Annotated in this window: 24 protein-coding genes; 11 read left to right on the top strand and 13 right to left on the bottom strand. The window is 57.9% G+C overall.

What is annotated here, in order from left to right; genetic code table 11:
• Positions 1–41: 41 nt before the first annotated feature.
• Positions 42–593 carry a sigma-70 family RNA polymerase sigma factor gene (locus OHL21_RS16450; protein ID WP_263418377.1) on the top strand — a complete coding sequence of 184 codons (552 nt, stop codon included), beginning with the start codon at positions 42–44 and terminating at the stop codon, positions 591–593.
• Positions 594–723: 130 nt separating this feature from the next.
• Positions 724–1,821, top strand: a complete 1,098-nt coding sequence (locus OHL21_RS16445) for a VWA domain-containing protein (protein ID WP_263418376.1) — start codon at positions 724–726, stop codon at positions 1,819–1,821.
• 98 nt (positions 1,822–1,919) lie between these two features.
• Here the strand turns inward: OHL21_RS16445 and OHL21_RS16440 are convergent, their stop codons facing one another.
• The 7 genes from OHL21_RS16440 to OHL21_RS16410 all read right to left on the bottom strand — a co-directional run bounded on the left by OHL21_RS16440 (position 1,920) and on the right by OHL21_RS16410 (position 6,710).
• On the bottom strand, positions 1,920–2,426 hold the full coding sequence (locus tag OHL21_RS16440) for a DinB family protein (RefSeq protein ID WP_263418375.1): 507 nt from the start codon (positions 2,424–2,426) through the stop codon (positions 1,920–1,922).
• Between the two features lie 15 nt (positions 2,427–2,441).
• Entirely contained in the window at positions 2,442–2,996 is a 555-nt protein-coding gene (locus tag OHL21_RS16435) for a DUF1440 domain-containing protein (protein ID WP_263418374.1), read from the bottom strand.
• Between the two features lie 65 nt (positions 2,997–3,061).
• On the bottom strand, positions 3,062–3,733 hold the full coding sequence (locus OHL21_RS16430) for a TetR/AcrR family transcriptional regulator (RefSeq protein WP_263418373.1): 672 nt from the start codon (positions 3,731–3,733) through the stop codon (positions 3,062–3,064).
• A complete protein-coding gene (locus OHL21_RS16425; protein WP_263418372.1) occupies positions 3,730–4,152 on the bottom strand; it encodes a hypothetical protein in 423 nt (140 codons plus the stop codon). Before OHL21_RS16425 ends, OHL21_RS16430 begins: the two co-directional genes overlap by 4 nt.
• Before the next feature lie 92 nt (positions 4,153–4,244).
• Positions 4,245–4,853 (bottom strand): HAD family hydrolase, encoded by a 609-nt coding sequence (locus tag OHL21_RS16420; RefSeq protein ID WP_263418371.1) that lies wholly within the window; start codon positions 4,851–4,853, stop codon positions 4,245–4,247.
• 3 nt (positions 4,854–4,856) lie between these two features.
• On the bottom strand, positions 4,857–5,780 hold the full coding sequence (locus OHL21_RS16415; protein ID WP_263418370.1) for an HAD-IIB family hydrolase: 924 nt from the start codon (positions 5,778–5,780) through the stop codon (positions 4,857–4,859).
• A 9-nt stretch (positions 5,781–5,789) separates the two neighbouring features.
• Complete coding sequence (locus OHL21_RS16410) at positions 5,790–6,710, bottom strand: DMT family transporter (RefSeq protein WP_263418369.1); 921 nt, start codon at positions 6,708–6,710, stop codon at positions 5,790–5,792.
• A 74-nt stretch (positions 6,711–6,784) separates the two neighbouring features.
• Between OHL21_RS16410 and OHL21_RS16405 the strand changes: the two genes are divergently transcribed.
• Entirely contained in the window at positions 6,785–8,146 is a 1,362-nt protein-coding gene (locus OHL21_RS16405; protein ID WP_263418368.1) for a hypothetical protein, read from the top strand.
• Between the two features lie 52 nt (positions 8,147–8,198).
• Here OHL21_RS16405 and rpsT read toward each other — a convergent pair whose 3' ends face one another.
• Entirely contained in the window at positions 8,199–8,525 is a 327-nt protein-coding gene (gene rpsT / locus OHL21_RS16400) for a 30S ribosomal protein S20 (protein ID WP_263418367.1), read from the bottom strand.
• A gap of 270 nt (positions 8,526–8,795) precedes the next feature.
• Between rpsT and OHL21_RS16395 the strand changes: the two genes are divergently transcribed.
• Positions 8,796–9,773 (top strand): 2-hydroxyacid dehydrogenase, encoded by a 978-nt coding sequence (locus tag OHL21_RS16395; RefSeq protein WP_263418366.1) that lies wholly within the window; start codon positions 8,796–8,798, stop codon positions 9,771–9,773.
• Between the two features lie 177 nt (positions 9,774–9,950).
• Here the strand turns inward: OHL21_RS16395 and mctP are convergent, their stop codons facing one another.
• From mctP to OHL21_RS16380, 3 genes are all read right to left on the bottom strand, one after another.
• Positions 9,951–11,486: a monocarboxylate uptake permease MctP gene (gene mctP / locus OHL21_RS16390; protein ID WP_263418365.1), complete on the bottom strand. Its 1,536-nt coding sequence runs from the start codon at positions 11,484–11,486 to the stop codon at positions 9,951–9,953.
• Between the two features lie 75 nt (positions 11,487–11,561).
• On the bottom strand, positions 11,562–11,969 hold the full coding sequence (locus OHL21_RS16385; protein ID WP_263418364.1) for a VOC family protein: 408 nt from the start codon (positions 11,967–11,969) through the stop codon (positions 11,562–11,564).
• Positions 11,970–11,974: 5 nt separating this feature from the next.
• The gene (locus OHL21_RS16380; RefSeq protein WP_399258757.1) at positions 11,975–12,520 is read right to left on the bottom strand and encodes a hypothetical protein; all 546 of its coding nucleotides are present in this window, start codon (positions 12,518–12,520) and stop codon (positions 11,975–11,977) included.
• A gap of 36 nt (positions 12,521–12,556) precedes the next feature.
• Here OHL21_RS16380 and ribH point away from each other — a divergent pair, with 36 nt between their 5' ends.
• Entirely contained in the window at positions 12,557–13,402 is an 846-nt protein-coding gene (gene ribH, locus OHL21_RS24410) for a 6,7-dimethyl-8-ribityllumazine synthase (protein ID WP_317889991.1), read from the top strand.
• The gene (nusB, locus tag OHL21_RS16370; RefSeq protein WP_147648599.1) at positions 13,402–13,836 is read left to right on the top strand and encodes a transcription antitermination factor NusB; all 435 of its coding nucleotides are present in this window, start codon (positions 13,402–13,404) and stop codon (positions 13,834–13,836) included. The genes ribH and nusB overlap by 1 nt, the downstream gene beginning before the upstream one ends.
• A gap of 88 nt (positions 13,837–13,924) precedes the next feature.
• Here nusB and OHL21_RS16365 read toward each other — a convergent pair whose 3' ends face one another.
• Both OHL21_RS16365 and OHL21_RS16360 read right to left on the bottom strand, forming a co-directional pair.
• On the bottom strand, positions 13,925–16,159 hold the full coding sequence (locus tag OHL21_RS16365) for a hypothetical protein (protein WP_263418362.1): 2,235 nt from the start codon (positions 16,157–16,159) through the stop codon (positions 13,925–13,927).
• A 249-nt stretch (positions 16,160–16,408) separates the two neighbouring features.
• Positions 16,409–18,454 (bottom strand): S9 family peptidase, encoded by a 2,046-nt coding sequence (locus OHL21_RS16360; protein ID WP_263418361.1) that lies wholly within the window; start codon positions 18,452–18,454, stop codon positions 16,409–16,411.
• A 110-nt stretch (positions 18,455–18,564) separates the two neighbouring features.
• Here OHL21_RS16360 and OHL21_RS16355 point away from each other — a divergent pair, with 110 nt between their 5' ends.
• The 5 genes from OHL21_RS16355 to OHL21_RS16335 all read left to right on the top strand — a co-directional run.
• Positions 18,565–19,314: a hypothetical protein gene (locus tag OHL21_RS16355; RefSeq protein WP_263418360.1), complete on the top strand. Its 750-nt coding sequence runs from the start codon at positions 18,565–18,567 to the stop codon at positions 19,312–19,314.
• Positions 19,315–19,930: 616 nt separating this feature from the next.
• Positions 19,931–20,314 carry a 30S ribosomal protein S12 gene (rpsL, locus tag OHL21_RS16350; RefSeq protein WP_147648595.1) on the top strand — a complete coding sequence of 128 codons (384 nt, stop codon included), beginning with the start codon at positions 19,931–19,933 and terminating at the stop codon, positions 20,312–20,314.
• A 101-nt stretch (positions 20,315–20,415) separates the two neighbouring features.
• Positions 20,416–20,886 carry a 30S ribosomal protein S7 gene (rpsG, locus tag OHL21_RS16345; RefSeq protein WP_147648594.1) on the top strand — a complete coding sequence of 157 codons (471 nt, stop codon included), beginning with the start codon at positions 20,416–20,418 and terminating at the stop codon, positions 20,884–20,886.
• Positions 20,887–21,007: 121 nt separating this feature from the next.
• Positions 21,008–23,095 carry an elongation factor G gene (gene fusA, locus OHL21_RS16340; protein ID WP_263418359.1) on the top strand — a complete coding sequence of 696 codons (2,088 nt, stop codon included), beginning with the start codon at positions 21,008–21,010 and terminating at the stop codon, positions 23,093–23,095.
• 55 nt (positions 23,096–23,150) lie between these two features.
• Positions 23,151–23,289, top strand: a 139-nt coding sequence (locus tag OHL21_RS16335; RefSeq protein WP_263416718.1) for a GTP-binding protein, incomplete at its 3' end; no start/stop codon positions are given.

The raw sequence follows: 23,289 nt of genomic DNA, 5'->3' as shown, positions 1-23,289 counted from the left end.
GAGTGGTTCCTTCCTCCGCGGTCCTAAATCCAATATTTGTGATGACCGAGACAAATCTGAATACGCTTTTGTTGCATAGACAGCAGTTTCTGGGCTTTGTGCGCCGCCGCGTCCAGGATCAGGCGCTTGCTGAGGACCTGCTTCAGGGCGCCTATCTGCGGGCTCTGAAGTCGGAGGGGACACCGCGGGACGAAGAGTCCGTAGTGGCATGGTTTTACCGGATCCTCCGCAATGCCGTCATTGATCAATACCGTCGTAAAACGACGGAGAACAAGGCGCTTTCGGCTTGGGGGAAGGAGATGGAAAACGAGGTGGTTCCCGCTCCAGAACTCCGCAATGAGATCTGCGCCTGCCTCACGAAAGTACTGGACGAGCTCCCAGCGAATTACGCTGGCCTGCTGAAATCGGTTGATCTGGAAGAACAGCCATTGCAACAGTTCGCCGCCGAACAGGGAATCTCGGCAGGGAATGCCGCAGTAAGAGCTCATCGGGCAAGGGCATCGCTGCGGAAGCAGTTGACCAAAACCTGTGGCGTCTGCTCCGAGCATGGCTGTATAGACTGTACCTGTCGTAATCAGAACATTTCCGTTTAAAGCTCGTCTACACAGATGGGACACTCCGTTGCCTGCGGTACACCTTTGAGCGGCGAGTGGAGTAGAGTCGATATCGATGAACATGCGAGATCTCATCCGTTTGGCAGTTGCTGCAGTTCTTGGAATTGTTTTGTCTGCAGGTACAGTCGTAGCGCAACAGCAGCCGACAACGCCGGCGCCCTCCGGAGATGACAGCGGCCCGGTACAGCAGAACGACAGCATTGTGTTGAAGAAAAAGCAGCCGAAAGACGATACTGCGCCCCCGCCTCCTGCTCCCGCGGAAGAGAAGATCAAGAATCCAAAAGGGATGGATCTTCCGGTCATTCGTGTCAATGTGCCGGTGGTGACCGTAGACGTAAGCGTACTGCTCGATAAGAACCGGCAGTTCGTTCCCGGGTTGAAGGCAGGGAACTTTCGCGTGACCGAGGACGGCGTACCGCAGCCGATCAGCGATCTGCGGACGATGAAGGCTCCCATTACGGCGGTGATGCTGCTGGAGTTCGCTGCGAACAACTGGTATTTCATCCAGGACATGCAGAATACGGCTGCGGCCTTCTTCCGCTCGTTGAAGGAGGACGACTATATCGCCGTCGTCACCTATGACCTCCGCACTCGTATCCTGACTGACTTCACCAAAGACAAGATGATGACGCTGCAGGCGCTGCAGACGCTTACGATTCCGGGATTCAGCGATACCAACCTCTTCGACGCCCTCTACGAGACTCTGGACCGTGTCAGCCGGATTGAAGGACGTAAGTACATCATTTTGGTGGGCAGCGGACGCGATACGTTCTCCAAGATCAATCTCGATACCATTCTGAAGAAGATCAAGGCAACGCCCAATGTCACCATATTCGCCATCGGCACCGGCCAGTTAGTGCGCACTATGGCGGAGCCCGGCATGGGCGGCATCCAGCGGCTGGACTACCTGCAGGCCGACAACCAGATGAAGACCTTCGCCTCGATGACAGGCGGCCTGTCGTTCTTCCCGCAGTTTCAGGGAGCGCTTCCGGATATCTTTGCGTCGATCAACGATTCCATTCGCAATCAGTACGTGCTGAGCTACAAACCGTCCAACCCAAAGCAGGACGGCACCTATCGCAAGATCAAGGTGACGCTGGTCGATAACGAAGGCCAGCCGCTGAAGATGGTGGATGAGAAGGGCAAGCAGCTCAAGTACTCCATCATTGCGCGTGATGGTTATACGGCACGGAGAGAAGTTGAATAGTGGAATGGTTGAATAGTTGAATAGTGAAGCGGTGTTCGTTTAGGGCCGAACGCGAAGCGACCATTCAACTATTCAACGAATCAACCATTCAACCTCTTTTACCGTTTTCTCGGCATCGTGAGATCCAGATCGGTCGCTGCCATTTGCTTGGTAAGCAGAATGATCTGACCGGTATGCTGCTGCAGGTGACCGACAACCAGGTAGATGGCTTCCAGCTTGGTTACGGCGCCCCAGCTACCGCCTGGCTGCGGGTCTGTCATCGTCATCAATTCATCGTGCGGTAATTCCGCGATGACGCTGCGTGCTTCTTGCAGCGTCGTGTCGAAGATGCGCAGCACAGCCTCCCGCGGCAGACGAACCGTGAGCGAGAACTCTTCGTCACGCTGCCGGATGTCTGGATGTCCAGCAACGCCATGCATGATCCATTGACGGATATTACCGGCCAGATGCAGCAGCAAATTGGCAACGGAGTTTTCGTGGTCGCCGCCGCGCTGCCAGAGCTGCTCATCGTTCAGCCGGGCGATGCAATCGTGAATGTTCTTCACCGCAAGGTCCATGCGGCGTTCTGAGAAGGAGAGGAAGGTACCAGCGAGATCCTGTGCCATACCTTCCATTGTGCTTCATACAATGTGGCGGAGCAGATTGCGTGCCAGCTCCAGGGTGCCTCCATAGACAACGTGAGCGGCCCAGTGTTGCAGGTGCGAGCCGGTTGAAGTCATGTTGGGCGGTGGAGAAAGCTTAAAGGCGGGTACGGCGATCTCATCCGCACCCAGGAAGAGCAGCGTACCGAAAGCGGTTCCGCCACCGGTGGTCACCTCCGGAGCGAACTCTGCCGCAACGCCGTAAACCACTCCCATCAGCGTGCCGAAGGTGTAATGCACCGCCTGTCCTGCCTGCTTCTTTTGGTTATGTGGGAGCGGAGTACCCACAGCCTCCGATATATGGCGGGCTACCTTTTCGGTGGAGCCTTCCTGCTGCTGTTCCTGTTGTTCCTGCGCTACGCGTTCATGCGCAATCGCCCACTCCGACTCTCCTTCCGCAAGCTTCTTTTGCTTCTCGATTGCTTTCTGCCCGGCTTCCGCAAACTTTTGAAACTGATCCATGACAAGGGTTGCGGCAATACCGGCAATGGCGCCAATAAGAAGTCCTCGGCCAAGGTTAGGTCTATGCGACATAATCCATCTCCTGCGGGAGATGAGAGGGCAGAACCGTGTGGCGGGTTGCTAAACGGCCCCAGGTTCTAGTCAGGACCATAGATGGCGTCAAGCAGCTCTACCGTGAGTTTGCGGAGGGGCTTCATCAGCGGAAGAGTGGAAAGCTGAATAAGTCTCGTAACGATAGGTAGAGACTTCTCCAGAAGCCTGAACGTGCGCCGCTGCCCAGGACTCTGATCGTAGACCCAGTAAAGGATGATGCCCATCTGATAGATCCAGAGCACAGCCGGAAGGTGCGGCGCCAGGTCGGCCGGGTATTTCACCTTATCGGCATCGAGCGCCTGTTGAAAGCTTTGAATGTCACGCTCCCGGATAGCGCGGGAGTCTTCGCTGAAAGGGGAGAGCGAATGACCGGGATCGGTATGGGCTGCCAGGGCCGAGAGCAGCGACCGGTTCGGTTGGAAGTACTCGAGCTTGGTCGTGATGAGGGCATGCAGACGTGCCTGAAGGTTTTTATGTTTGCGTGCAAGCACCTCGGCAAGCAGCGGCTCGAGCTCCGCCTGCGATTGAGCATAAAAGGCAAGAACGAGCGCGTCTTTAGAGGAGAAGTAGTAGTAGGTGGCTCCCAGGGCGACATCCGCCTCAGCGGCGATCTCGCGCATGGTGGTTTTCTCAAAGCCCTGCTCGCGAAAGAGCGCGAGCGCCGTGGAGAGGATCAGCGCCCGCGTCTCTTCGGATTTTTGCGTCTTGGTGGTCATAGTGTATTGGTCTGAGGCTGCGCTTGTTGCGGTGCTAAGCGTTGAGCGTAGTATGCCTGTTCCGCAGGTGTTTTGGGATGGCGAGCCGCCTTGCGTGCGCGGTTGAACAGAAAGATGTTGAAGAAGTGCATCAAGCCCAGGATAAGGAGAACAGTTCCGATCTTTGTGCTGATCAGTTCAATGGCCTGCTGCATATTCGTTACCGGATTGCCTTCCCGAAGAGCGAGCGTCACGTAGCCGATGTTAATGAGGTAGAAGCCCACAACGAGGAGATGATTCACGGAGTCAGCCAACCCGGTGTTGCCATGAAAAGCGTCGAGCAAAAAGACGCGGCCATTCTTGTGAAGAGTCCGTGCAACCCAGATGACCGTGACCAGGCTGAGCAGCAGATAGGCGATATAGCAACCGACGAGATACATGATTTGGTTCTCCTTTCGGCGCGCCTTACTGAACGCGTTCAGTTTATAGATGCAGCAAGAGGATGCTATCGTTGCAACTTTTTTGAACAAGTTCAGGATTGCAGGGTGGCGCGGTAGGTGGGGACGTGAACCCACTGCATTCCTGCGGCTTCGGCGGCCCGGATTCCGGCATCGGCATCCTCGAATACCAGGCAATCTACCGGCTCGACATTCAGCCGCGCGGCGGCGGTCAGGAATGGTTCGGGATTGGGCTTGCCCTGCTTATAGTCTTCCGCGCCGACGATGACGGGGAAGTAGCTCAGCAGATTGAGCGTGGTGAGTGTACGGCGGATGGAGTCGCGCGGAGATCCGGAGACGATAGCGAATGGGATTTTGCCGTATTGCGCGTGGACATGTTCGAGCACAGCAGCTACTGGTGTGACCTGGTCCAGCATGCTGAGGTACAGGTCTTCCTTGCGATGGGCGACCGCAGCCGGATCAAGCTTATAACCGAAATGCCGATTCAGATTCTCTACTACTCCGAGGAGGGGAACGCCGCCCCAGGCATAGAAGAGATCTTCCGGGAAGGTGCCGCCGGCCTCTTCCACTGCTTTTGTCCAGGAGACAAAATGCAGCGGCATGGTATCGGCGATGGTGCCGTCCATATCGAAGAGGTAGGCTTTGAAATTTCCGGCCGGGAGAGCGAGAGAATTCGTGTCCATACGTTATTTTGCCGTACTGAGTAGATCCTCCAGAAGATGCGCGACGCCCTCTTCCGCATGAGAGGGCAGCACGCGCCATCCGTGCCGGTGCGCGAGAGCAAGTAGATCCGGTGGCGCATTGGCCATCAGCGCCGCGCTGCCCGCAGTCTGCAGCATCGAAAGATCGTTCCAGTTATCGCCGACAGCGAGCGTCTGCCCCATGGGAAGACTCAAACTGTGGGCGAGCCGCTCCAGGGCAATACCCTTGGAGCATCCGGCGGGAAGAATGTCGACGATGCAGAGATCGCGCTCAGGATATTCCGTGCGGTGGATCGCGACACGAGCAGTATGCAGCCGTTCGAGAGAATCGTGATTGGCGGAGTACACATGCTCATGTGCAAGCAGGTGAGCTTCCGCCTGTTGCATGTGATCAATGGTGCCGCAGAGCATTGCCTGAATAGGAGAATCGCCGGTAAGGGCATCCTCGATCGGGTTGACGTGGGAGATATAAGGCTCGTTGGCAACCATCCACCGGTTGATGGACTGATGCAGATGGTCGAGATGCTCAACCACGAGGGCGCCGCGAGCATCTTCGCCATCAGGTCCGACAAGGTCAAAGGTGAGAACCAGCGTGTCGCGGAAATCGGCGAGATGCTGTGCCAGCCAGAGTGACGTATCGCGGGCAAGCGTGGAGCGGTGCAGCAACTCATGGTTGAAGTTGCGCAGCACGGCTCCGTTGGAAGAGATAAGAGTATTGTGCGGCGCCAGACCGATCTCACGAAGCACGCGCAGGGCATAGCAGTGCCGCCGGCCGGTAGCAATAGCGATGTGAATGCCGGCTTCCTGGGCGCGAAGCAACGCATCGATGGTACGTTGCGTGACTTTGCCCTCCGGCGGAAGCAGGGTGCCGTCAATATCGATGGCGAGGAGGCGTGGTGATTGCTGCAAGGGAACTCTCTACGTAGGGATGCAGTCCGGCTCTTTGACGCGAGCCCTGGACTTGGTGGTAAGTGTGATGGCGGCCATGAGGATCAGCAGGCCGCCTGCGATGCCGGTCGGTCCTAACGTCTCTCTCAAGAGAGTAACGCCGAGGATGGAGCCCATGAGCGGTTCCATGTTGAGAAAGACGCCGGCTTGCGATGCGGGAATATGAGCGATGCCATAGTTCCACAGGAAGGTGGAGGCAGCCGTACATAGGAAGCCGCTGGCAGCGAGGGCAAGCCAGGCCTTCAGCGATATGCCATGCGTCGGAGGCAACCCATACATGGCAGGAACAATCACGCAGAGCATCAGCATGCCGCTCATTAAGCTGTAGGCGGTGATCACCAATGCAGAATGGTTTCCCATGAGCCGTTTGTTACAGAGAACCCAGAAGAGGGCGATCAGCAGTGAAAGAACCACCAGCAAGTCGCCGGCAAGCGTAGGATCACCCGCTGCATGACTGTGGCGTCCTCCTGTAGCGATGAGTGCCGCACCGGTCGTCGAGACCGCAAGAGAGGTCCAGCCGATCCAGTCGAGACGTTCGTGTGCAAACAGAGTAGCCCCAACAGCCAGGATGACCGGCATCGTGCCTACCATCAGGGCGGCATGGGAGACGGTGGTGAGCGAAAGCCCCTTGAACTGAAGGAGGAATTGCAGCGGAATCCCAAGGAAGGTGCCAAGCAGCAATATGCCCCATTCGGAGCGCGAAAGCCCTGGCCGCCGGGTCAGCACGACGGGAAGCATCGCCAGGGTGGCGAACAAGAAGCGGTAAAAGACCATGTGGCCCACGCTCATCTCGGCCAGGGCAATCTTGCCAAAGTAAAAACCCATGCCCCAGAAGGTGCCTGCAGTGGCGCAGGCCAGAAATCCTGAGGTTCGGCTGTGTGAAAGGGCCATCTCTTCAATGTCGCACACCTGAGGGGAGTGGCGGGTGAGAGCGTCGTTATGAAAGAGTGGGAGTCACACGCAAGATGCAGATACGAGGGGCCAATGCGATCTGGGGATTAGCCATGCTCTGTGTGCATGCGGCTTTGTTTGCGCAAGCTCAGATTCCATTGCCGTCGCCAAAGCCGCAGAAGACATCGCCCTACCAGCTACAGGTCCCAAAGACTCAAAAAGCGGATCTACGAATTGATGTGCCGGGCGTGATGTTGCCGCAGGCCAGGTTCCTTCTGGATCGCACCGTGTACCAGACCATCGACTTTGTTGACGAGAAGCATCTGCTGGTGACCTTCCCGGTCAAGGAGCTGCTGCCGCGTATCGTCGATGACCCTGATACCGATGAAGACCGGATGGTAAAGGCACAGCTCATCGAGCTTCCCTCGGGAACTGTTGTTGGTGAGACAAAGTGGCGCCTGCACGATGGATGGCGTTATCTCTGGCGCCTCGGCAGGGGACAGTTTCTGTTACGAATCCGCGGACGGCTTTCGACCTTCTCTCCTCTTGAGGCGCTGAAGGCGGACAGACCGTTCGTTGATAACGAGCTCCTGATTGCAGAAGGGGCGTTTAAAGGGATTGGTATCAGCCCGGATGGGACCTTTCTCCAGATCGAGATGCAGGAGCAGCCTGATTCGCTGAAGGGTGACCCAGGCAAGCTGAAACAGCGGTTGAAGACGAAGGCCATCTTTGCGGAACAGGTGGAGAAGGATGGATCGATCGTCTATCAGATCCGCGGAGATGCAGACTTTGCCGGGGCCGCTTCGGTTCCGATGCTCTCCGCCGGGCTTTTGGATCTGGTGCGAGAGGACAACCAGCACTGGGGATTTGAGTGGAAGCCGTATGGTGGAGGGCAGGCCATAGACCTGGCGGGTCTGGAGACCAGTTGTCCTCCTGTGGCTGCGTTTGTCAGTGGCTTCGAGTTTATTGCCCTGGGTTGCCGTGGGGACGTGGCGCACTCCGAGATCGGCGCCTTCGACCTGGAAGGGAAGGCGCTATGGGTAATGGTGTTGGCCGGGGAATCCAACTCGCCGTCCCTGAAAACTGCCCCCAAAGCGGGACGTTTCGCCTATAGTCGCCTTTTGTCCATGATGGGAAGCGGCGTTAGCTCCAACACCCCCGAGACAGTACAGGGTCAGGAGATTCAGATCTACCAAACCAGCAGTGGACGTCCACTGGCGAAGATTCTTGCTGTTCCTCCGCAGCAGGCCGGCCTGAACTTCGATTTGTCACCCGATGGCTCGCGCCTGGCAGTCGCGGAGGGCCGGTCGATCGAGATCTTCAACCTGCCGCCGCCGACGGCGCAGGAGAAGAAGGAACTCCAGCATGCCCTGTCCGCGGCTCCCAGGCCAGGAGAGGCGCGGATCCACCTCACCAGCGGCGATGGAGATAGATAGGAAATGCAAAAGCCCGCTCCAGAGAGCGGGCTTGCAGAGAGAGCGAAAAGGCTTAGGCCTTCTTGGCAGACTTCTTCGCGGGCTTGGCCTTGGCGGCAGCAGCCACGGGAGTCGTGGTAGCCGCAGTCTTCAGGCGAGCGGCCAGACGGCTCTTATAGCGGGAAGCGGTGTTCTTGTGCAGCACACCCTTCTGGACGGACTTGTCGAGCACCGAAACGGTGGCCTTGAACTGCTCAGCGGCGGCAGTCGCGTCGCCAGTGGCGAGGGATTCGCGAAGCTCGCGCAGAGAACCACGCAGCTTGGACTTGTTAGCGCGGTTGACCGCAGTCTTGCGCTCCGTCTGACGTGCGCGCTTGAGAGAGGAGACGTGATTCGCCATCGATAAACCTTTTCTTTCAACCCGGTTGTCGGGGATTTGGGAGAGGCTGCGGCTACTCACGCGCCACATTCCCTACGAGGTTTAAGAATACGGGAATTTGATATAAGGTGCAAGGACTAGGGTGTTATCAGTGCTTTAGAGCATTTTCACTGCAGGTGTACCCAGAGGATCCGCATTTATGGGCGTTTTCCGCAATGAAAACGCCGCTGCACGCCTTTTCCGGGATACCCAGCAACAGTGAAAATGCTCTAGATGGAGAGGGAATCGCAAATGGTGCGTGTCGGGGTGCAGGCGGATCTGCCGGAGGAGTTGTCGGGGTTCTTTCCAAGTGGTATTGAGCTGGTAAAGATGCCGAAAGATCTGAAGGAGGCGATTGAGATCGAATTCTGGGTTCTGCCCTTTAACCGCGTCGAAGCCGAGGCACAGATGCCGCTTGTGCAGGGAGTGAAGGTCATGCAATCCGCCATGGCCGGCGTCGACTGGGTCCTGCCGTGGAGGCGCGATGGCATGACTTTGTGCGACGGACGCGGCATCCATGATGTCTCGACCAGCGAATGGGTAATGACAGCCATCCTGGCCTCACTGAAGTGGCTGCCGGTGTACGCCAAGGGGCAGGAAGAGAGAAAGTGGATCGGCGACTGGAAGTTGCGCAACCCCTTCCTCAGTGAGAGAACCCATACCCGCGGTCGCTATCGCGTGCTCAGCGAAGAACTTTGGGGCCGGACGGTATTGATCGTCGGCTACGGATCGATCGGAGCGGCGACCGAGGAAAAGTTGAAGGTCTTCGGTGTGAAGAAGGTGATCCGCGTCGCCCGTTCAGCGCGGACAGAGCCGGTGGAAGTACACGCTATCAGTGAGCTGGATGCTCTGCTGCCGCAGGCGGATATCGTGGTGCTGTTGCTGCCGCTCACTGCGGAGACTAAGGGCATGTTCGGACGGGAACGTCTGGAACGGTTACGGGATGGGGCTCTGCTGGTCAACGCCGCCCGCGGACCGATCGTGGTCACCGAAGACCTGGTGGCGGTGCTGCAGGAAGGCAAGATCCGCGCCGCGCTGGATGTGACGGACCCGGAGCCTCTGCCCGAAGGGCATCCACTATGGAGCGCGCCCAATTGCCTTATTACGCCGCATATTGCAGGGCTGACGCCGAACTTCATGGAACGTGCGTTCGGCTTTATTGGAAAACAGATTGAGCGCTATCTCAACGGCGAGCCACTGGAAAACGTTGTGAACAACGCCGGGTATTAGATCAACGCATGGAGCCATTGCCCCATTCTTTCGCGTGAGCGAAAGGGTGGGGTCCCCGGCGAACTTGTTAGCTGGGGCTTAGCGTGGGGTATCGAGCGAAGCGAGACCGCTTCTTCGTTTATCATTCCGCGCGATTGGCGAAGCTAGCTTTCAGCACGAGCCGGAAAACAATCACGTCTATGCAATATAGTCTTCCGGTTGCGTCTGATCCGTCCCCTTGCATAGCCCCAGCGCGTTGAACAGCGGGGTGAGAGCTAAGGCAAGAGCAAGATTCACCAGCAGCGCCGGAATGGCGGCATAGATGGTGTATGTCTGCCCGAAGAGATGCACCGGATAAGCCGAGCTCTTGAGCTGTAGTGACCACGCCATCCAGGTACCGGTGATCATGCCTGCTCCCCATCCTGAGAAGAGAGCCCAGGGGTGAAGTTTGCGGGTGAAGCAGCCGAGCACCACGGCCGGAAAGATCTGTCCAATCCAGATACCGCCTAGCAACTGCATCTCGATGGCATAGGAAGAGGAAGCCAGGAGCACGAAGATCAGCGCTCCGAATTTGATGACCAGAGAGACGATCTTGGCTGTGTTGGACTCCTGCGCGGGAGTCAGATGACGGCCAATGATCTCCGCCAGCAGATTGCGGGTAAAGAGATTGGCGGCTGCGATCGACATGATGGCCGCAGGTACGAGAGCGCCGATGCCAATGGCTGCAAGGCAGAAGCCGGAGAACCAGCCAGGAAACATCGACACGAAGAGCGTCGGGACAACGGCGCTGCTATCCAGTGTGCCGGCAGCGGTCTTCGGCGCAATGCCCGCGGTCAGTGCGACATAGCCAAGCAGCGCGATTAGTCCCAGAAGGAAGCTGTAGGCAGGCAGCAGTGCGGCATTGCGGCGCACGACATTGGCGCTCTTCGCTGAAAGCACACCGGTGGCGGTATGGGGATAAAGCATCAGCGCAATGGCCGATCCGATCGCCAGCGAAGAATAAGCCAGATACTGCGGCGGCTTCAGCAGCAGTGATCCTGCGGGCTTATGGGTTGCAAGCGCTGCCGCGGCTGTAGAGAAGATATGCCCATAACCGCCGAGCTTGAGCGGAAGAACAATGATGGCGGTAAAGACCATCACATACAGCATGATGTCTTTCACGATGGCGATCACTGCCGGCGCACGCAGACCCGAGGAGTAAGTGTAGGCGGCCAGGATGATGAACGCCGCTACCAACGGCCATTCGCCATGGACACCCATGGCGGCGATCACCGCCTGCATACCGACGAGTTGCAGCGCGATATAGGGCATCAGTGCCAGAATGCCGGTGACGCCAATCGCGATCGTCAACGCGCGGTTTCCAAAGCGCCCGCGAACAAAATCGGCGAATGTGACATAGCCGTGGCGATGGCTAACGGCCCATAGCCGAGGCAGGACCATCATCATGTAGGGATAGGCGATAATGGCATAAGGGACGGCGAAGAAGGCCATAGCGCCGCCACCGTAGAGCGCCGAGGGAACGGCGATGACGGTGTAGGCGGTGTAGAGATCGCCACCGATAAGGAACCAGGTGATCCATGTGCCGAAGCTGCGGCCGGCCAGACCCCACTCTTCCAGAGAATGAATGCCGCCATCTGGACGCCGCCAACGGGCAGCCCAGAATCCAGCGAGCGTAACAAGGACGAAGAAGGCGCAGAAGACGGCCAGGGCGGTCGTATGAATAGTCGCAGGCATGGGTACAGGGTTCAGGGTGAGGGTACAAGGTGCACGCCCGGCGGTGCAAGCAGCCGATCAGAGATCGATAGCTTCTCAGAGCTCTACAGCGTCACCACCCCAGCTCGCTGGATCGATATCCTCAATCGTCTGCGTAAAGTCCCAAACCTGGCCGAAGGGATCCTGCAACGTACATTGGCGTTCGCCATACATATGTGTTTGAGGATCTCGTAGCGCAACCGCTCCATGTGCGATGGCGTTTGCAAAGAGTTCATCGATCCGGTCGGTACGAATCATGATCGAGGTGCTCCGCGACGGTTCCACCTCCGCCTGATGCAGGATGATGTGACCTCCCGAAGCATGCATCTGGATGCGATGGTTTCCCCCAACGCGCAGGCGTTCGCGAAACCCGAATGCCTGCTTCAACCACGCTGCGACAGTCACGATATCGGGATAACGGAGGACCGGAATCACCGAAGATGGCGGAGCAGATCGATTGGTCATAGTTGTCAGTGGGATGAGCTGCCCGATGTATTCCACTCGTTGATGACGATACCAAGCTCGTTGAGGGTCTGCATGGCCTTTTCCATATTGCGGCGAATGGTCGGCCGCACGGCGAGCGGGGCGTCATGGGCCTCCTCGATGGCGATGACGCGGCCATACGGCCAGGCATCGCGAGGAATGGCATTGAGCGCAGCGGGAAGATCCGCAACGCGGATGGTGAGTTCCTGTTTGCGTGCGGCCACCGGCCGGATCATCGTGCCCTTACCGTATTCAGATGGATTCGCGTCCGCCATGAGTACATGCAGCGAAAGCATGTTCTCCTGCACGGTGATCGACGGGTTCTCCCAGTTGGAGAGATCCTGGATCGTCAGATAGCGATTCTTTGTGGGCGGGGGAATCTCGCGATCAAGCTCAACCCGGATCTCTTCCGTCTGCTGATGATTGAGCGTGCTGCCCATGCCGAGACTACTGGCGGAGGCACTGCTGCGGCAGCCATTAAGGAGAGGCAGGGAGAGAGAAACGGCGAAAATGGCGAGGAAGGGCTTCAACACAGTATCTAGAATACCAAGGCCGTACAATAGAGCCTTATGATCAAGGGTTTGACGCTGGTGCGGAGCGTGCCTTCCGCCAAGGATTTTGAGCGGTTGATGAGCCTGTTTGAGGCGCTTGGATTCGAGCCCGGCAAAGGCTGGGAGCTGGACGGAGGCAAGGGCGCCCCGTTCCGCGCGCCGCTGGGGAACGTTGAGTTTGTGACCGGTAGGGAGCCCAAGGCCCCTCCTCTGCTAGTTGAGGTAACCCAGGTTGATGGCGTCTACGAGGTTGTGAAAGCCTGGGCTGCGGCACATGATGCGCCCGCGCCCACCGAAATTGCTCTTCAGCCCTGGAAGTCGCGCCTGTTTACCGCCGAACCCGTTGCCGGTATGACGATTGGCTTCTGGGAGTGGGATGATCCGGTGAAGGGCAAGCCGGCCGCTATTGAAGGCGACCTGATTGCCACCGGGATGAAGTTCGCCATCGTAGTCGCACGCTGGAATGCTGTCATTACCGATCGCCTGCTGCAGGGCTCGCTCGATGCGTTGCTGCGTAGCGGCGTCGGCCGCAGTGATATCGAGATCGTTCGCGTGCCGGGCTGCTGGGAGATTCCTTCGGCTGCACGTACCCTGGCGGATCAGAAGCGTTTTGACGGCATCATTACGCTCGGTCTGCTGTTGCGCGGCGAGACCGCGCACTACGAGGCTATCTATAACGAGGTGGCAAGGGGAATCGGCCAGAGCCAGCAGGAGACCGGCATTCCGCATGCTTTCGGCGTGCTGACCTGCGAGACGCTGGAGCAGGCTCTGGATCGTGCCGGCGTCAAGGCGGGCAATAAGGGATTTGAAGCAGCGATTGCTGCCATTGAGATGGCGTCGATCCGCAAGAAGGTGGGTGCCTGATGGCAGCAGGAACACGTCGTAAGGGCCGCGAGATGGCGATGCAGATGCTCTATCAGAGCGATCTGGGCAAGCAGACTCCGGAACAGGTCCGCAAGGTCTTTTGGAGCTCGCGCGAAGAAAAGGAAGTCGATGAAGAGGCCCGAGGATTCGCCGAAGATCTCTTTCGCGTCGCCACGGAACGGCAGGACGAGATCGACAAGCTGATTGAGGGACACTCAGCGCGCTGGAAGCTGGAACGCATGGCTGTTGTTGATCGCAATCTTCTGCGGATGGCTACCGGCGAACTGCTGGCTTTTCGCGCAACGCCCGCCCCAATCATCATCAACGAAGCACTCGAGATCGGACGCAAGTACTCAGCTCCGGAGAGCATCAACTTCCTGAACGGTGTGCTGGACGCAATCGCAAAAGAGGTTCTGGAAAAGCGCTTGCAGTAAAAAACGGACGGAAATGTTTGGAGATTCGGTCATAAATAAGAAACGCCCGGAAGGTTCCGGGCGTTTCTTATTTGGAGCATGCTCCTGGTTATTGGAAGGTACGCGGCTTGGCAGCGATAAGGTCAGGCACAGCGTAACCGCTGCCGCTGAAGGCCGGCAGCTTGGGATCGAGCTGCCGGGTATCGCTGTAAGCTGTGGTTCCTTTGCTGATGAGGTGCACCTGGTTGTCGCCTGCCGTGCTGACAAAGAAGGTTGCGTCATCCGCGCTGAACACACCGCTAACCGGTGCGGTCGGCGCTGACTTACCGGAGGTTGTGGCCAGGGCAATGTTGGAGACCGTGTTGGTCGACGGGAAGTAGGCTGGAATGACAGCCGATCCGGTCGTCCCTGCCGAGTAGGTCACAAACGCCACCGTTGAGTTCGAGGCCGGAACGATGCTGGTGACAGCGTTTCCAGTAGCGGTGGTGTTATAGAACGTCGCGGCTGATTTGAGGGTGAAATCAGGAACGGCTCCACTGGCCGTAGGGCAACCGCCCGTCGGCAGAGTTACCGGAATATCCGTAATCTGTGGCGATCCACCGACCATCCGCGCGCCCAGGATATGAGCACCATCGTTCGTTGCCGCAATGCGGTCCAGAGGCGCTGAAACCGTGCTTGCGGTACCGCCGGCAATGGGGAAGTACTCGATGGAACTTACGGAAGTCCCGGAATAGGTCGTCTTGTGGCAGTAGGTGTGGCCGACGGTGGCTGTCGACCCGGCGAAGTAAGCACCGAGCGATGGTACCGTAACGGCAACATCGTTTGCTGTCGTCAGATTAGAGTTGTCGATCACGTGCCAGCCGGCAGGCGTGGAATACGTGATGAGTTGGTTATCCGCTGTGGTGATGTAGACAGTCGTGCTGTCGGTCGACCAGGCAGCGCGAGTCGCCACACCGCCATAGGTAGAGCTGACGACACCCGCCGAGGTGTACAGGTAGATGAGCTTCCGGCTTGGATCGGTGATCACAACCGTGCCTGAGTCCGGCGAGACCGAGATCACCCGGCCAGAGATGGACGTATCTTCCTTGGTGATGGCATTCGAGGTGGCATTCAGCGTGATGATCTCGTTGCTGGTACCAAGGTACAGGGCCGCGCCATCGGTAGAGAGCTGCATCGAGTTCGGCACATAGGGCAGACGGAGAGTCGCGCCCAGATTGCCGGTCGTCATGTCGACCTGGGTAACGTATTGCGATTGTGTGCTGGCCAGGTAAAGATAGTTGCTGCTGAGGCCGGTTGTCGTGACGTTGATGTTATTTGAAGCGACTGGCTTTCCATTGCCGAAGAGGCCTACGCGGTCCGTCGGAGACGGATTACACGTCGGTGGAAGGCAGAAAGCTGTAATCGCGGCGGCGCCGGGGAAGGTCGGAGTTACAGAACCCGAGGCCGCTGGAATCGTGCGGGGTGTGGTCGAAACGTAGGTCAGCGTCAGGTTGGTGAGTGTCGTCCCGTTCTTGTCGAGCACCGTCGCCGTAATCGGCTGTGTAGTGTTCGGGTTTACGTTGACGCTCGTAGAACTGCTGCCCGGGATATTCAGGGCGATGCTGGTCGGGGGGCAGGTGGAGAAGTAGCCCGCAGTCGAAGTCGCATTCGAGATGCTGGCCGTAATAAGAGTCGATCCCGGCTGAGCCGCGGTGGCTACGCCGTTTTCATCGATGGTGACGATGCCGGAGGTTTGTGCCGCAAAGGTGAATTTACCAACGATGCTTGGGTTGATTGCATTGCCGGAGGTGTCGAATGCATCGGCCGCAAGGGTGATCGCTTTTCCTTGGGATACACAATCCGTCTGAGATATCCCCGTCAGGGCAACACTGCCAATGATGGGATGAACGTAAACGGTGACCGTATTGCTGGTGGCTCCGCCGGCGCTGGCCGTGACAGTCGCGGTTCCGGTGAGGCCGGTGCTGTTGCAGTAGGTGAAATCTGCAATGCCGCCGGCGCTGTTGCGATTCCAGCTTCCGGCGCAGAGGCGTCCGGTGGACGGATTCACATCGACCAGGGTGTGGGTCGTATCGGAGCTGGCATACGTGAAGTTGCTGACGCTGACACTATTGCCCTTGCAATCCGTGGCGCTGGCCGTGCCAACGCTGCCCATCTGTCCACTGGAGAGAGAGACGCCGGTGAGGCGGGGTTCAAGGTTAATGGTGGTGATCTGGCCGGTCAACATACCGGAATCGCCGCCGTTGCAGTAGACGGCACTGCTCTTATTGCGCGAGCATCCCGTGATCGAGACGCTGACAGGAATAAAGAACATCACCAGAAAAGCAAGAAGAACAAACCGCCGCATTCAACCTCCCCGTTCGGCAGGAATCTGCGCCGAACGGTCCATACCGCCTTTGCTTGGAATTCCTAAGCTTCAGTGTAAAAGGTGACGGGTAGAGCGGCAAATGGTAAGCAGCAGGTCTTCTTCTTGAAAACATTGCCGCGATCAGTCTTTACCGCAATCCTTCGCACCCGTGTTGACGCAGTGCGCGATAGATATCGCGATGCGCCGGAAACAAAGAGAGGAAGAGGCTCTCCGCTCCCGCTGTTCGAATCAGTTTTGCGCGGGCATCTTTTCTTCAAACCAGCGAAGGGTGCGCTCCAGCCGGTCGGTGTTGTGTCCCGCATCGGCGAAATGATGGCCTTCACCGGGGTAGACGATGAGCTGCGTAGTCACTCCAAGGTCGCGCAGTGCGTGCCACATCTCAAATGACTGCGGCATGGGGCACTCACCGTCCGAGTCTCCCACGATGATCAGGGTCGGAGTTTTTACATTCTTGATGTAGTTGATCGCCGAAGACCTGGCATACACCGCCGGATCGTCATAAACCGATGATCCAAAAAAGGGAATCATCCACTGGTCGATGGAGTTTTCGCCATAGTAGCTCTGCCAGTTGGAGATCCCGGCGCCAGCGACCGCGGCTTTGAAGCGATTGGTCTGGGTGATGGAGAACATCGTCATAAAGCCGCCATAACTCCAGCCCATGACACCGACGCGATCCGTGTCGATGGGAAATCGCTTTTCGACGGTATCGAGACCCGCGAGGATGTCGCGCAGATCGCCGTATCCGAAGTCCTTGCGGTTGGCCTGGGTGAATGACTCTCCCTGGCCGTAGGAACCGCGCGGGTTGGGCTGGAAGACAAAGTAGCCCAGGGCCGAGAAGAGCGCCGGCTCACCTCCGTAACGGGAGGTGATCTCGGAGGAGGGGCCGCCGTGGATGGAGACAATAAGGGGATACCTCTTACCCGGATCGTAGTTGGCAGGCAGCGTAAGCCAGCCCTGTACATCGAAGTTCTCGTTCTTCCACTCAATGGACTCGGCCTTACCGTTTAGGGGCTTCAACGTGTCATTGAGGTGCGAGATCTGCTTCAGGTTTTTCATTTCGCCTGCCCAGACCTCCGGCGCCATATTCAGGGATTGGCGGATTACCGCCATCTTCTTGCTCGGTATGGAGACAGAGACCGACATGGCCGATTGACCGGAGCCGATCGACTCCGGCAGCGTAAGGTGGTAGATCGGCATGTCTGAGCCGGAGGTGGAGAGGATGCCCAGATGAGCCTTTCCGCGCTGGTGTTCGCTCACCACGAGGTGGGTGTTGTCAGCCCAGTCGATCCAGGCGGGAGTCGATTTGCGCCCCTCCGTGATGTTTCGGGCGTCTCCACCCGTCGAGGGAACGAGGTATACATCGCCTCCGTTCGAGCCTTCGTCGGACATCAGGCCGCCAATAAAGGCGATCGTTTGCCCGTCGGGCGAGAAACGGGGAACTGCGATCTGGAGTCCATGGAGCGGCCCCGAAGCCTTTTGAGGGTCGACGATGACCGAAGGAGGAGTGTAGTAGGCCCTGCATCCTTGTCCATCGCAGGCATCTCCTGCCTTTTTGACAGACAGGGTATAGAGCTTGGCGACCCACCAGTTGTTTTCTCCGGGAGGATTGGCCCCAATAAAGGCGATGTTTTGCGAATCGGCAGACCAGGAGAACTCATAGACATGCAGATTGGCAGGCGTGACGCCGGACTGCAGGTTGTGGTCGGCAAGATCGACCTTCTCGATTCGCTGGATCTCGATGCCATCTTCGCCGATTACACCGGCGGGCGGCTTCATGGCTGATGTGGCGCCTGCGGCTCGGGTCGCGTTCTCGACAAAAAGAAAGGCGACGGAGTGTCCATCAGGAGAGAAAGCCGGTTTGGCGAGTGCTCCCTTTAGAGTGGTGAGCTGCTGAAAACGATTGTCAGAAGCGGTCCAGAGATAGAGCTCCCACTGTTTCTGGCGCTTTCCGTCTGGCGAACAATTTGAGAGAAAGGCGAGTGTCTTCGAATCCGGCCCCCAGGTCGGGCTCTTGCTGGCGCAGGCGGGCTTGAGTTCATTGCCACCGGGAGAGAGAACGCGGTCTTCTCCGGCGCCATTGGAGCTGGAGAGGTGCAACTGATCGCCCGCCGTACCAGGCGCCACCCAGGCGACATAGTTGCCGTCGGGAGAGAGGATGGAAGCCGAAGGCGTCCGGACCTTGGCGAGATCCGCAAGCAGTTCCGGGATACGGGAGCTCTGCTGCGCCGGCAGAAATGCGGCAGAGAACAGAATGGCGGCGGCGATGGAACGCATACGTCTCAGAATAGTGGTTGGGAACCGGGAGTGGAATGGTTCAGATTCCGGTTTAACAAAGAGAATCAGTTTGGCGCTTCCAGCGTCTGTTGAGAAAGAGGAACTCCTTTTTGAAAATATCTCTGGCACGTTGTACCCGATTCGTAGTTTCACTTGTGCTTGCGAGCGGTGTAGCCCTTTCCCCTGTGATCAATGCCGAAGAGACGCCTTCTTCGTTGTCTCTTCCGGACTCTCCCCAGCCACAGCAGCAGGCAAAGGTGCATCCCGATGATGGTCAGCAGACCAAACGCATTCTTGGTATTCTGCCCAACTTCCGCTCGGTATCGGCAGATCAGGTGCTGCCGCCGCTCTCGCCAAAGGAAAAGTTCAAGCTGATGGCGCAGGACAGCTTTGACTATTCGGCGTTCGCCTATGTCGGCATTCTGGCCGGGGTCGGGATGGCGCAAAACTCCTATCCGGAGTTTCATCAGGGCGCCGCAGGGTACGGCCGTTACTACTGGCACAGCTTCGCCGACAATGTGGGCGGCAACCTGATGTCGGAGGCTGTAGTCCCGGCGATCGCGCGGCAGGACCCGCGGTACTACACCCTGGGTCATGGTGGACTGATAAAGCGCACAGGCTATTCGCTCTCACGGTTGGTCGTGACGCGTACGGATAGCGACCATCGCAGTTTTAATTTTGGAGAGGTGGTTGGCAATGGCGCCGCATCGGGAATCGCCGATTTGTATTACCCAAGCCGGGAACGGACCTGGACCAAAACAGGCCAGCGCTGGGTGACTGCAGTCGCCCTGGATGGGGTGAGCGATCTGGTTAAGGAGTTCTGGCCAGACGTCAACCACGCGCTCTTTCACTCTCACTAAAAGCTGTGCGATGGCCAAGCATTTCCGATGCCAAAGAATTGACTCTTTTCATACTTCTTGGTATTGTTTGGAGGTTCCGCGTATTTCCGGAACTCGTCCGCGTGTGGGCAGAAGTGAGCTCCCGGCGGCGGGTAGGGCAGAAAAGCTCTGTGCGGGAGGGATCACTGGGGATAACCAGTGGAAAACCCTGTGCGAAATTCCGGATAGAATAGAGATATCGCAATGTTGAGGCCGATGGTCTTAGCGGATGCGAACCCCTCGATCGAGCCTGCGACACCCTCCTCCCGGGATGGGCTATGTGGGCCGGAACAGCGAAACGGAGTCGGGCTGGTCTGCGGCTGCTCTGAGTGAAAAGCTCAGGGTACGTTTGTGGGCGTGAGAGACCTGGCCACCGTCGACTGTTATTCGCTTGGCTGGTTGGTGGTGCCCTGTGGCTGCTGGATGGGCCGTGGGTAAAAGGAATGCGAAGCTATGGGCTTCGTCCAGGCGCCTGGAAACGGTGTCTGGAGATTTTGCGCGAGTGCGCAAGGTTTTGGTTAGGCGGCGGTTCTGGGGCTTATTGCGGGCTCCGGGCTTGCCGTAAGTAGTTTGGAAGCGATTTGCAAGGAGTTTTAGAGTGCCTACGTTTCATCAGCTCGTGAAGAAGGGCCGCACGGCGCCCCGCTACAAGACGGCCAGCCCTGCGCTGCAGGGTTCGCCCCAGCGTCGTGGAGTCTGCACCCGTGTGTACACCCAGACCCCGAAGAAGCCGAACTCGGCTCTGCGTAAGGTGGCTCGTGTCCGCCTGACGAACGGAATCGAAGTGACGACATATATCCCTGGCATTGGCCACAACCTGCAGGAGCACTCGATTGTGCTGATCCGCGGTGGCCGTGTGAAGGATCTTCCGGGTGTGCGTTACCACGTCGTGCGCGGCACGCTGGATTCGGTTGGCGTTGCCAATCGTAAGCAGAGCCGCTCGAAGTACGGCGCCAAGCGTCCGAAGGCCGCTGCGAAGTAGTCGTTGAGTGATAACTGCTAAGGGCTGCGGATGCGGTCCGAGGCAAAAGCCTGGTTGCTTGAGAGGTCGACGGCTCCAGGGGAAGAAGAGGAAGAGAAGGAATGCCACGTAAAGGTCATATCTCGAAGCGGGAAGTTGCTCCGGATCCGGTGTACAGCTCCACCCTGGTAACGAAGTTTGTGAACAGCATGATGTGGGGCGGCAAGAAGTCGACTGCCCAGAACATCTTCTACGAGAGCATGAAGAACCTCGAGGCCAAGGGTGGCGATGAGGCGATCAAGCTGTTCAAGAAGGCCGTGGAGAACGTGAAGCCCCTGCTGGAAGTGAAGAGCCGCCGCGTGGGCGGCGCCAACTATCAGGTGCCGATCGAAGTGAACCCGGAGCGTCGTACTTCACTCGCAATCCGCTGGCTGGTGACCTACAGCCGTTCGCGTGGCGAAAAGGGCATGGTCGATAAGCTGACCGCCGAGCTGCTGGATGCGGCTAACGGTCGCGGCGCCGCGATGAAGAAGAAGGAAGACGTTCATCGCATGGCCGAGGCGAACAAAGCCTTCGCTCACTATCGCTGGTAGTTTCGTCCGCGGCGGGTAGTACCCGCCGCGGGCAAGGGTAAGAGTCGTACCGGTGCAGCAATGTGCCGGAGTCAAGTAGGAAGCAACCGCGAGCGAAAGCTCGCAGAAGAGAAGAACTAAAGTGGCACGCACGATCTCGCTGGACAAATGCCGCAACATCGGCATCATGGCCCACATCGACGCCGGTAAGACGACAACGACGGAGCGCATCCTGTTTTACACGGGTGTGAACCATCGCATCGGTGAGGTGCACGAAGGCACTGCGACCATGGACTGGATGGAGCAAGAACAGGAGCGCGGTATTACGATTACCTCGGCCGCGACGACCTGCTTCTGGAATAAGTACCGCATCAACATCATCGATACCCCGGGCCACGTGGACTTTACGGCTGAGGTAGAGCGCTCGCTGCGCGTGCTGGACGGCGCAGTAGCCTGCTTCGATGCTGTTGCCGGCGTACAGCCCCAGTCGGAGACGGTGTGGCGTCAGGCTACCAAGTACCGCGTTCCGCGTATCTGCTTCATTAATAAGATGGACAAGAACGGCGGTGACGCCGAGCATGCAACCCAGACCATCAAGGATCGTCTGGGAGCCAAGGCTGTCATGCTGCAGATTGCCATCGGCGCCGAGGCAAACTTCAAGGGTGTGGTTGACCTGGTTGAGATGCGCGCCATTCTGTGGCACGACGAGACCATGGGCGCCAAGTACTCCGTCGAAGAGATTCCCGAGAACCTGAAGGAGAAGGCGACTGCCTTCCGCAATCAGCTGATTGAGACGGTTGCCGAGAGCGATGACGCTCTTCTGGAGAAGTTCCTGGAAGGCCAGGAGCCGACGGTGGATGAACTGAAGTCTGCCATCCGTAAGGCTACGATCGGCATGCATATCTTCCCGGTTCTGATGGGTTCCTCCTTCAAGAACAAGGGCGTACAGACGCTGCTCGACGCTGTGGTGGATTACCTGCCGAGCCCGCTCGATATTCCTCCGGTCGAGGGTATCGATCCTGACAACCCGGAAAAGAAGATCATCCGTAAGTCGGATGACAACGAGCCGCTGGCTGCTCTGGGCTTCAAGATCATGACCGATCCGTTTGTCGGGCAGTTGATCTTCATCCGTGTGTACTCGGGCGTTCTGAAGGCCGGTGACACGGTACTGAATCCGCGTACCGGCAAGACTGAGCGTATCGGCCGCCTGCTGAAGATGCACGCCAACAAGCGTGAAGAGATCACTGAGATTCTGGCCGGCGATATCTGCGCCGCTGTTGGTTTGAAGAATCTCGTTACGGGCGACACGATCTGCACGGAAAAGAACCCGATCGTTCTTGAGTCCATCGACTTCCCGGATCCGGTTATCTCGGTTGCGGTGGAGCCGAAGACCAAGAGTGACCAGGAGAAGATGGGTATGGCGCTGGCCAAGCTGGCGCAGGAAGATCCCACCTTCAAGGTGCACACTGATCCTGATTCCGGTCAGACCATCATCTCGGGTATGGGCGAGCTTCACCTCGAGATCATCGTTGACCGTATGATGCGCGAGTACAAGGTTGAGGCGAATGTTGGTAAGCCGCAGGTGGCCTACCGTGAAACCATCCGCCAGGCTGCTGAGGCGGAAGGTAAGTACATCCGCCAGACCGGTGGTTCGGGTAACTACGGCCACGCCAAGATCCGTATCGAGCCGAACGAGCCTGGCAAGGGCTATGAGTTCAGCAACGATATCAAGGGCGGCGTGATTCCGAAGGAGTACATCAAGCCGATCGACCAGGGTATCCAGGAAGCGCTGCAGGGTGGTGTTCTTGCTGGCTTCGAAATGGTGGACATCAAGGTCTCGCTCTTCGACGGCAGCTATCACGACGTTGACTCGAACGAAATGGCCTTCAAGATCGCTGGTTCCATGGCGTTCAAGGAAGCCGCCAAGAAGGCTAAGCCGGTGCTTCTGGAGCCGATGATGGCTGTCGAAGTGACGGTGCCCGAGGATTACATGGGTACCGTGATCGGTGACCTGAACTCCCGCCGCGGACGTATCGAGGGCATGGAGATGCAGGGTGGCCAGCAGGTGATCAAGGCGACGGTGCCGCTGTCGACCATGTTCGCTTACTCGAACAACCTGCGTGGATCGACACAGGGACGCGGCAACTTCTCGATGCAATTTGCACACTATGAAGAGGCTCCGCGCTCGGTATCGGAAGAGATTATCGCCAAGGTACAGGGCAAGCAGTAAGCCGGAAGTCAAAGACAGATTCAAGAATTCTTAGAAGCTAAGGACGGAGAAGAAGATGGCGAAGGAGAAATTTGACCGGTCGAAGCCGCACGTAAACGTGGGAACGATTGGGCATATCGATCACGGTAAGACGACGCTGACGGCAGCGATCACGAAGGTACTGTCGAAGCACAATCCGAAGAACGCGTTCCGTT

This window comes from Terriglobus albidus (genome assembly GCF_025685425.1).
GTDB classification, from domain to species: Bacteria; Acidobacteriota; Terriglobia; order Terriglobales; family Acidobacteriaceae; genus Terriglobus; species Terriglobus albidus.
Note: the sequence above shows the minus strand (reverse complement) of the source record. Positions and strands in the feature narration are given on the sequence as shown.

Coding starts and splice junctions, on each gene's coding strand:
- OHL21_RS16450 (WP_263418377.1), top strand. CDS start 42: ATGACCGAGACAAATCTGAATACGCTTTTGTTGCATAGACAGCAGTTT.
- OHL21_RS16440 (WP_263418375.1), bottom strand. CDS start 2,426: ATGGCACAGGATCTCGCTGGTACCTTCCTCTCCTTCTCAGAACGCCGC.
- OHL21_RS16435 (WP_263418374.1), bottom strand. CDS start 2,996: ATGTCGCATAGACCTAACCTTGGCCGAGGACTTCTTATTGGCGCCATT.
- OHL21_RS16430 (WP_263418373.1), bottom strand. CDS start 3,733: ATGACCACCAAGACGCAAAAATCCGAAGAGACGCGGGCGCTGATCCTC.
- OHL21_RS16425 (WP_263418372.1), bottom strand. CDS start 4,152: ATGTATCTCGTCGGTTGCTATATCGCCTATCTGCTGCTCAGCCTGGTC.
- OHL21_RS16420 (WP_263418371.1), bottom strand. CDS start 4,853: ATGGACACGAATTCTCTCGCTCTCCCGGCCGGAAATTTCAAAGCCTAC.
- OHL21_RS16410 (WP_263418369.1), bottom strand. CDS start 6,710: ATGGCCCTTTCACACAGCCGAACCTCAGGATTTCTGGCCTGCGCCACT.
- OHL21_RS16405 (WP_263418368.1), top strand. CDS start 6,785: ATGCAGATACGAGGGGCCAATGCGATCTGGGGATTAGCCATGCTCTGT.
- rpsT (WP_263418367.1), bottom strand. CDS start 8,525: ATGGCGAATCACGTCTCCTCTCTCAAGCGCGCACGTCAGACGGAGCGC.
- OHL21_RS16395 (WP_263418366.1), top strand. CDS start 8,796: ATGGTGCGTGTCGGGGTGCAGGCGGATCTGCCGGAGGAGTTGTCGGGG.
- mctP (WP_263418365.1), bottom strand. CDS start 11,486: ATGCCTGCGACTATTCATACGACCGCCCTGGCCGTCTTCTGCGCCTTC.
- OHL21_RS16385 (WP_263418364.1), bottom strand. CDS start 11,969: ATGACCAATCGATCTGCTCCGCCATCTTCGGTGATTCCGGTCCTCCGT.
- ribH (WP_317889991.1), top strand. CDS start 12,557: ATGATCAAGGGTTTGACGCTGGTGCGGAGCGTGCCTTCCGCCAAGGAT.
- nusB (WP_147648599.1), top strand. CDS start 13,402: ATGGCAGCAGGAACACGTCGTAAGGGCCGCGAGATGGCGATGCAGATG.
- OHL21_RS16365 (WP_263418362.1), bottom strand. CDS start 16,159: ATGCGGCGGTTTGTTCTTCTTGCTTTTCTGGTGATGTTCTTTATTCCT.
- OHL21_RS16360 (WP_263418361.1), bottom strand. CDS start 18,454: ATGCGTTCCATCGCCGCCGCCATTCTGTTCTCTGCCGCATTTCTGCCG.
- rpsG (WP_147648594.1), top strand. CDS start 20,416: ATGCCACGTAAAGGTCATATCTCGAAGCGGGAAGTTGCTCCGGATCCG.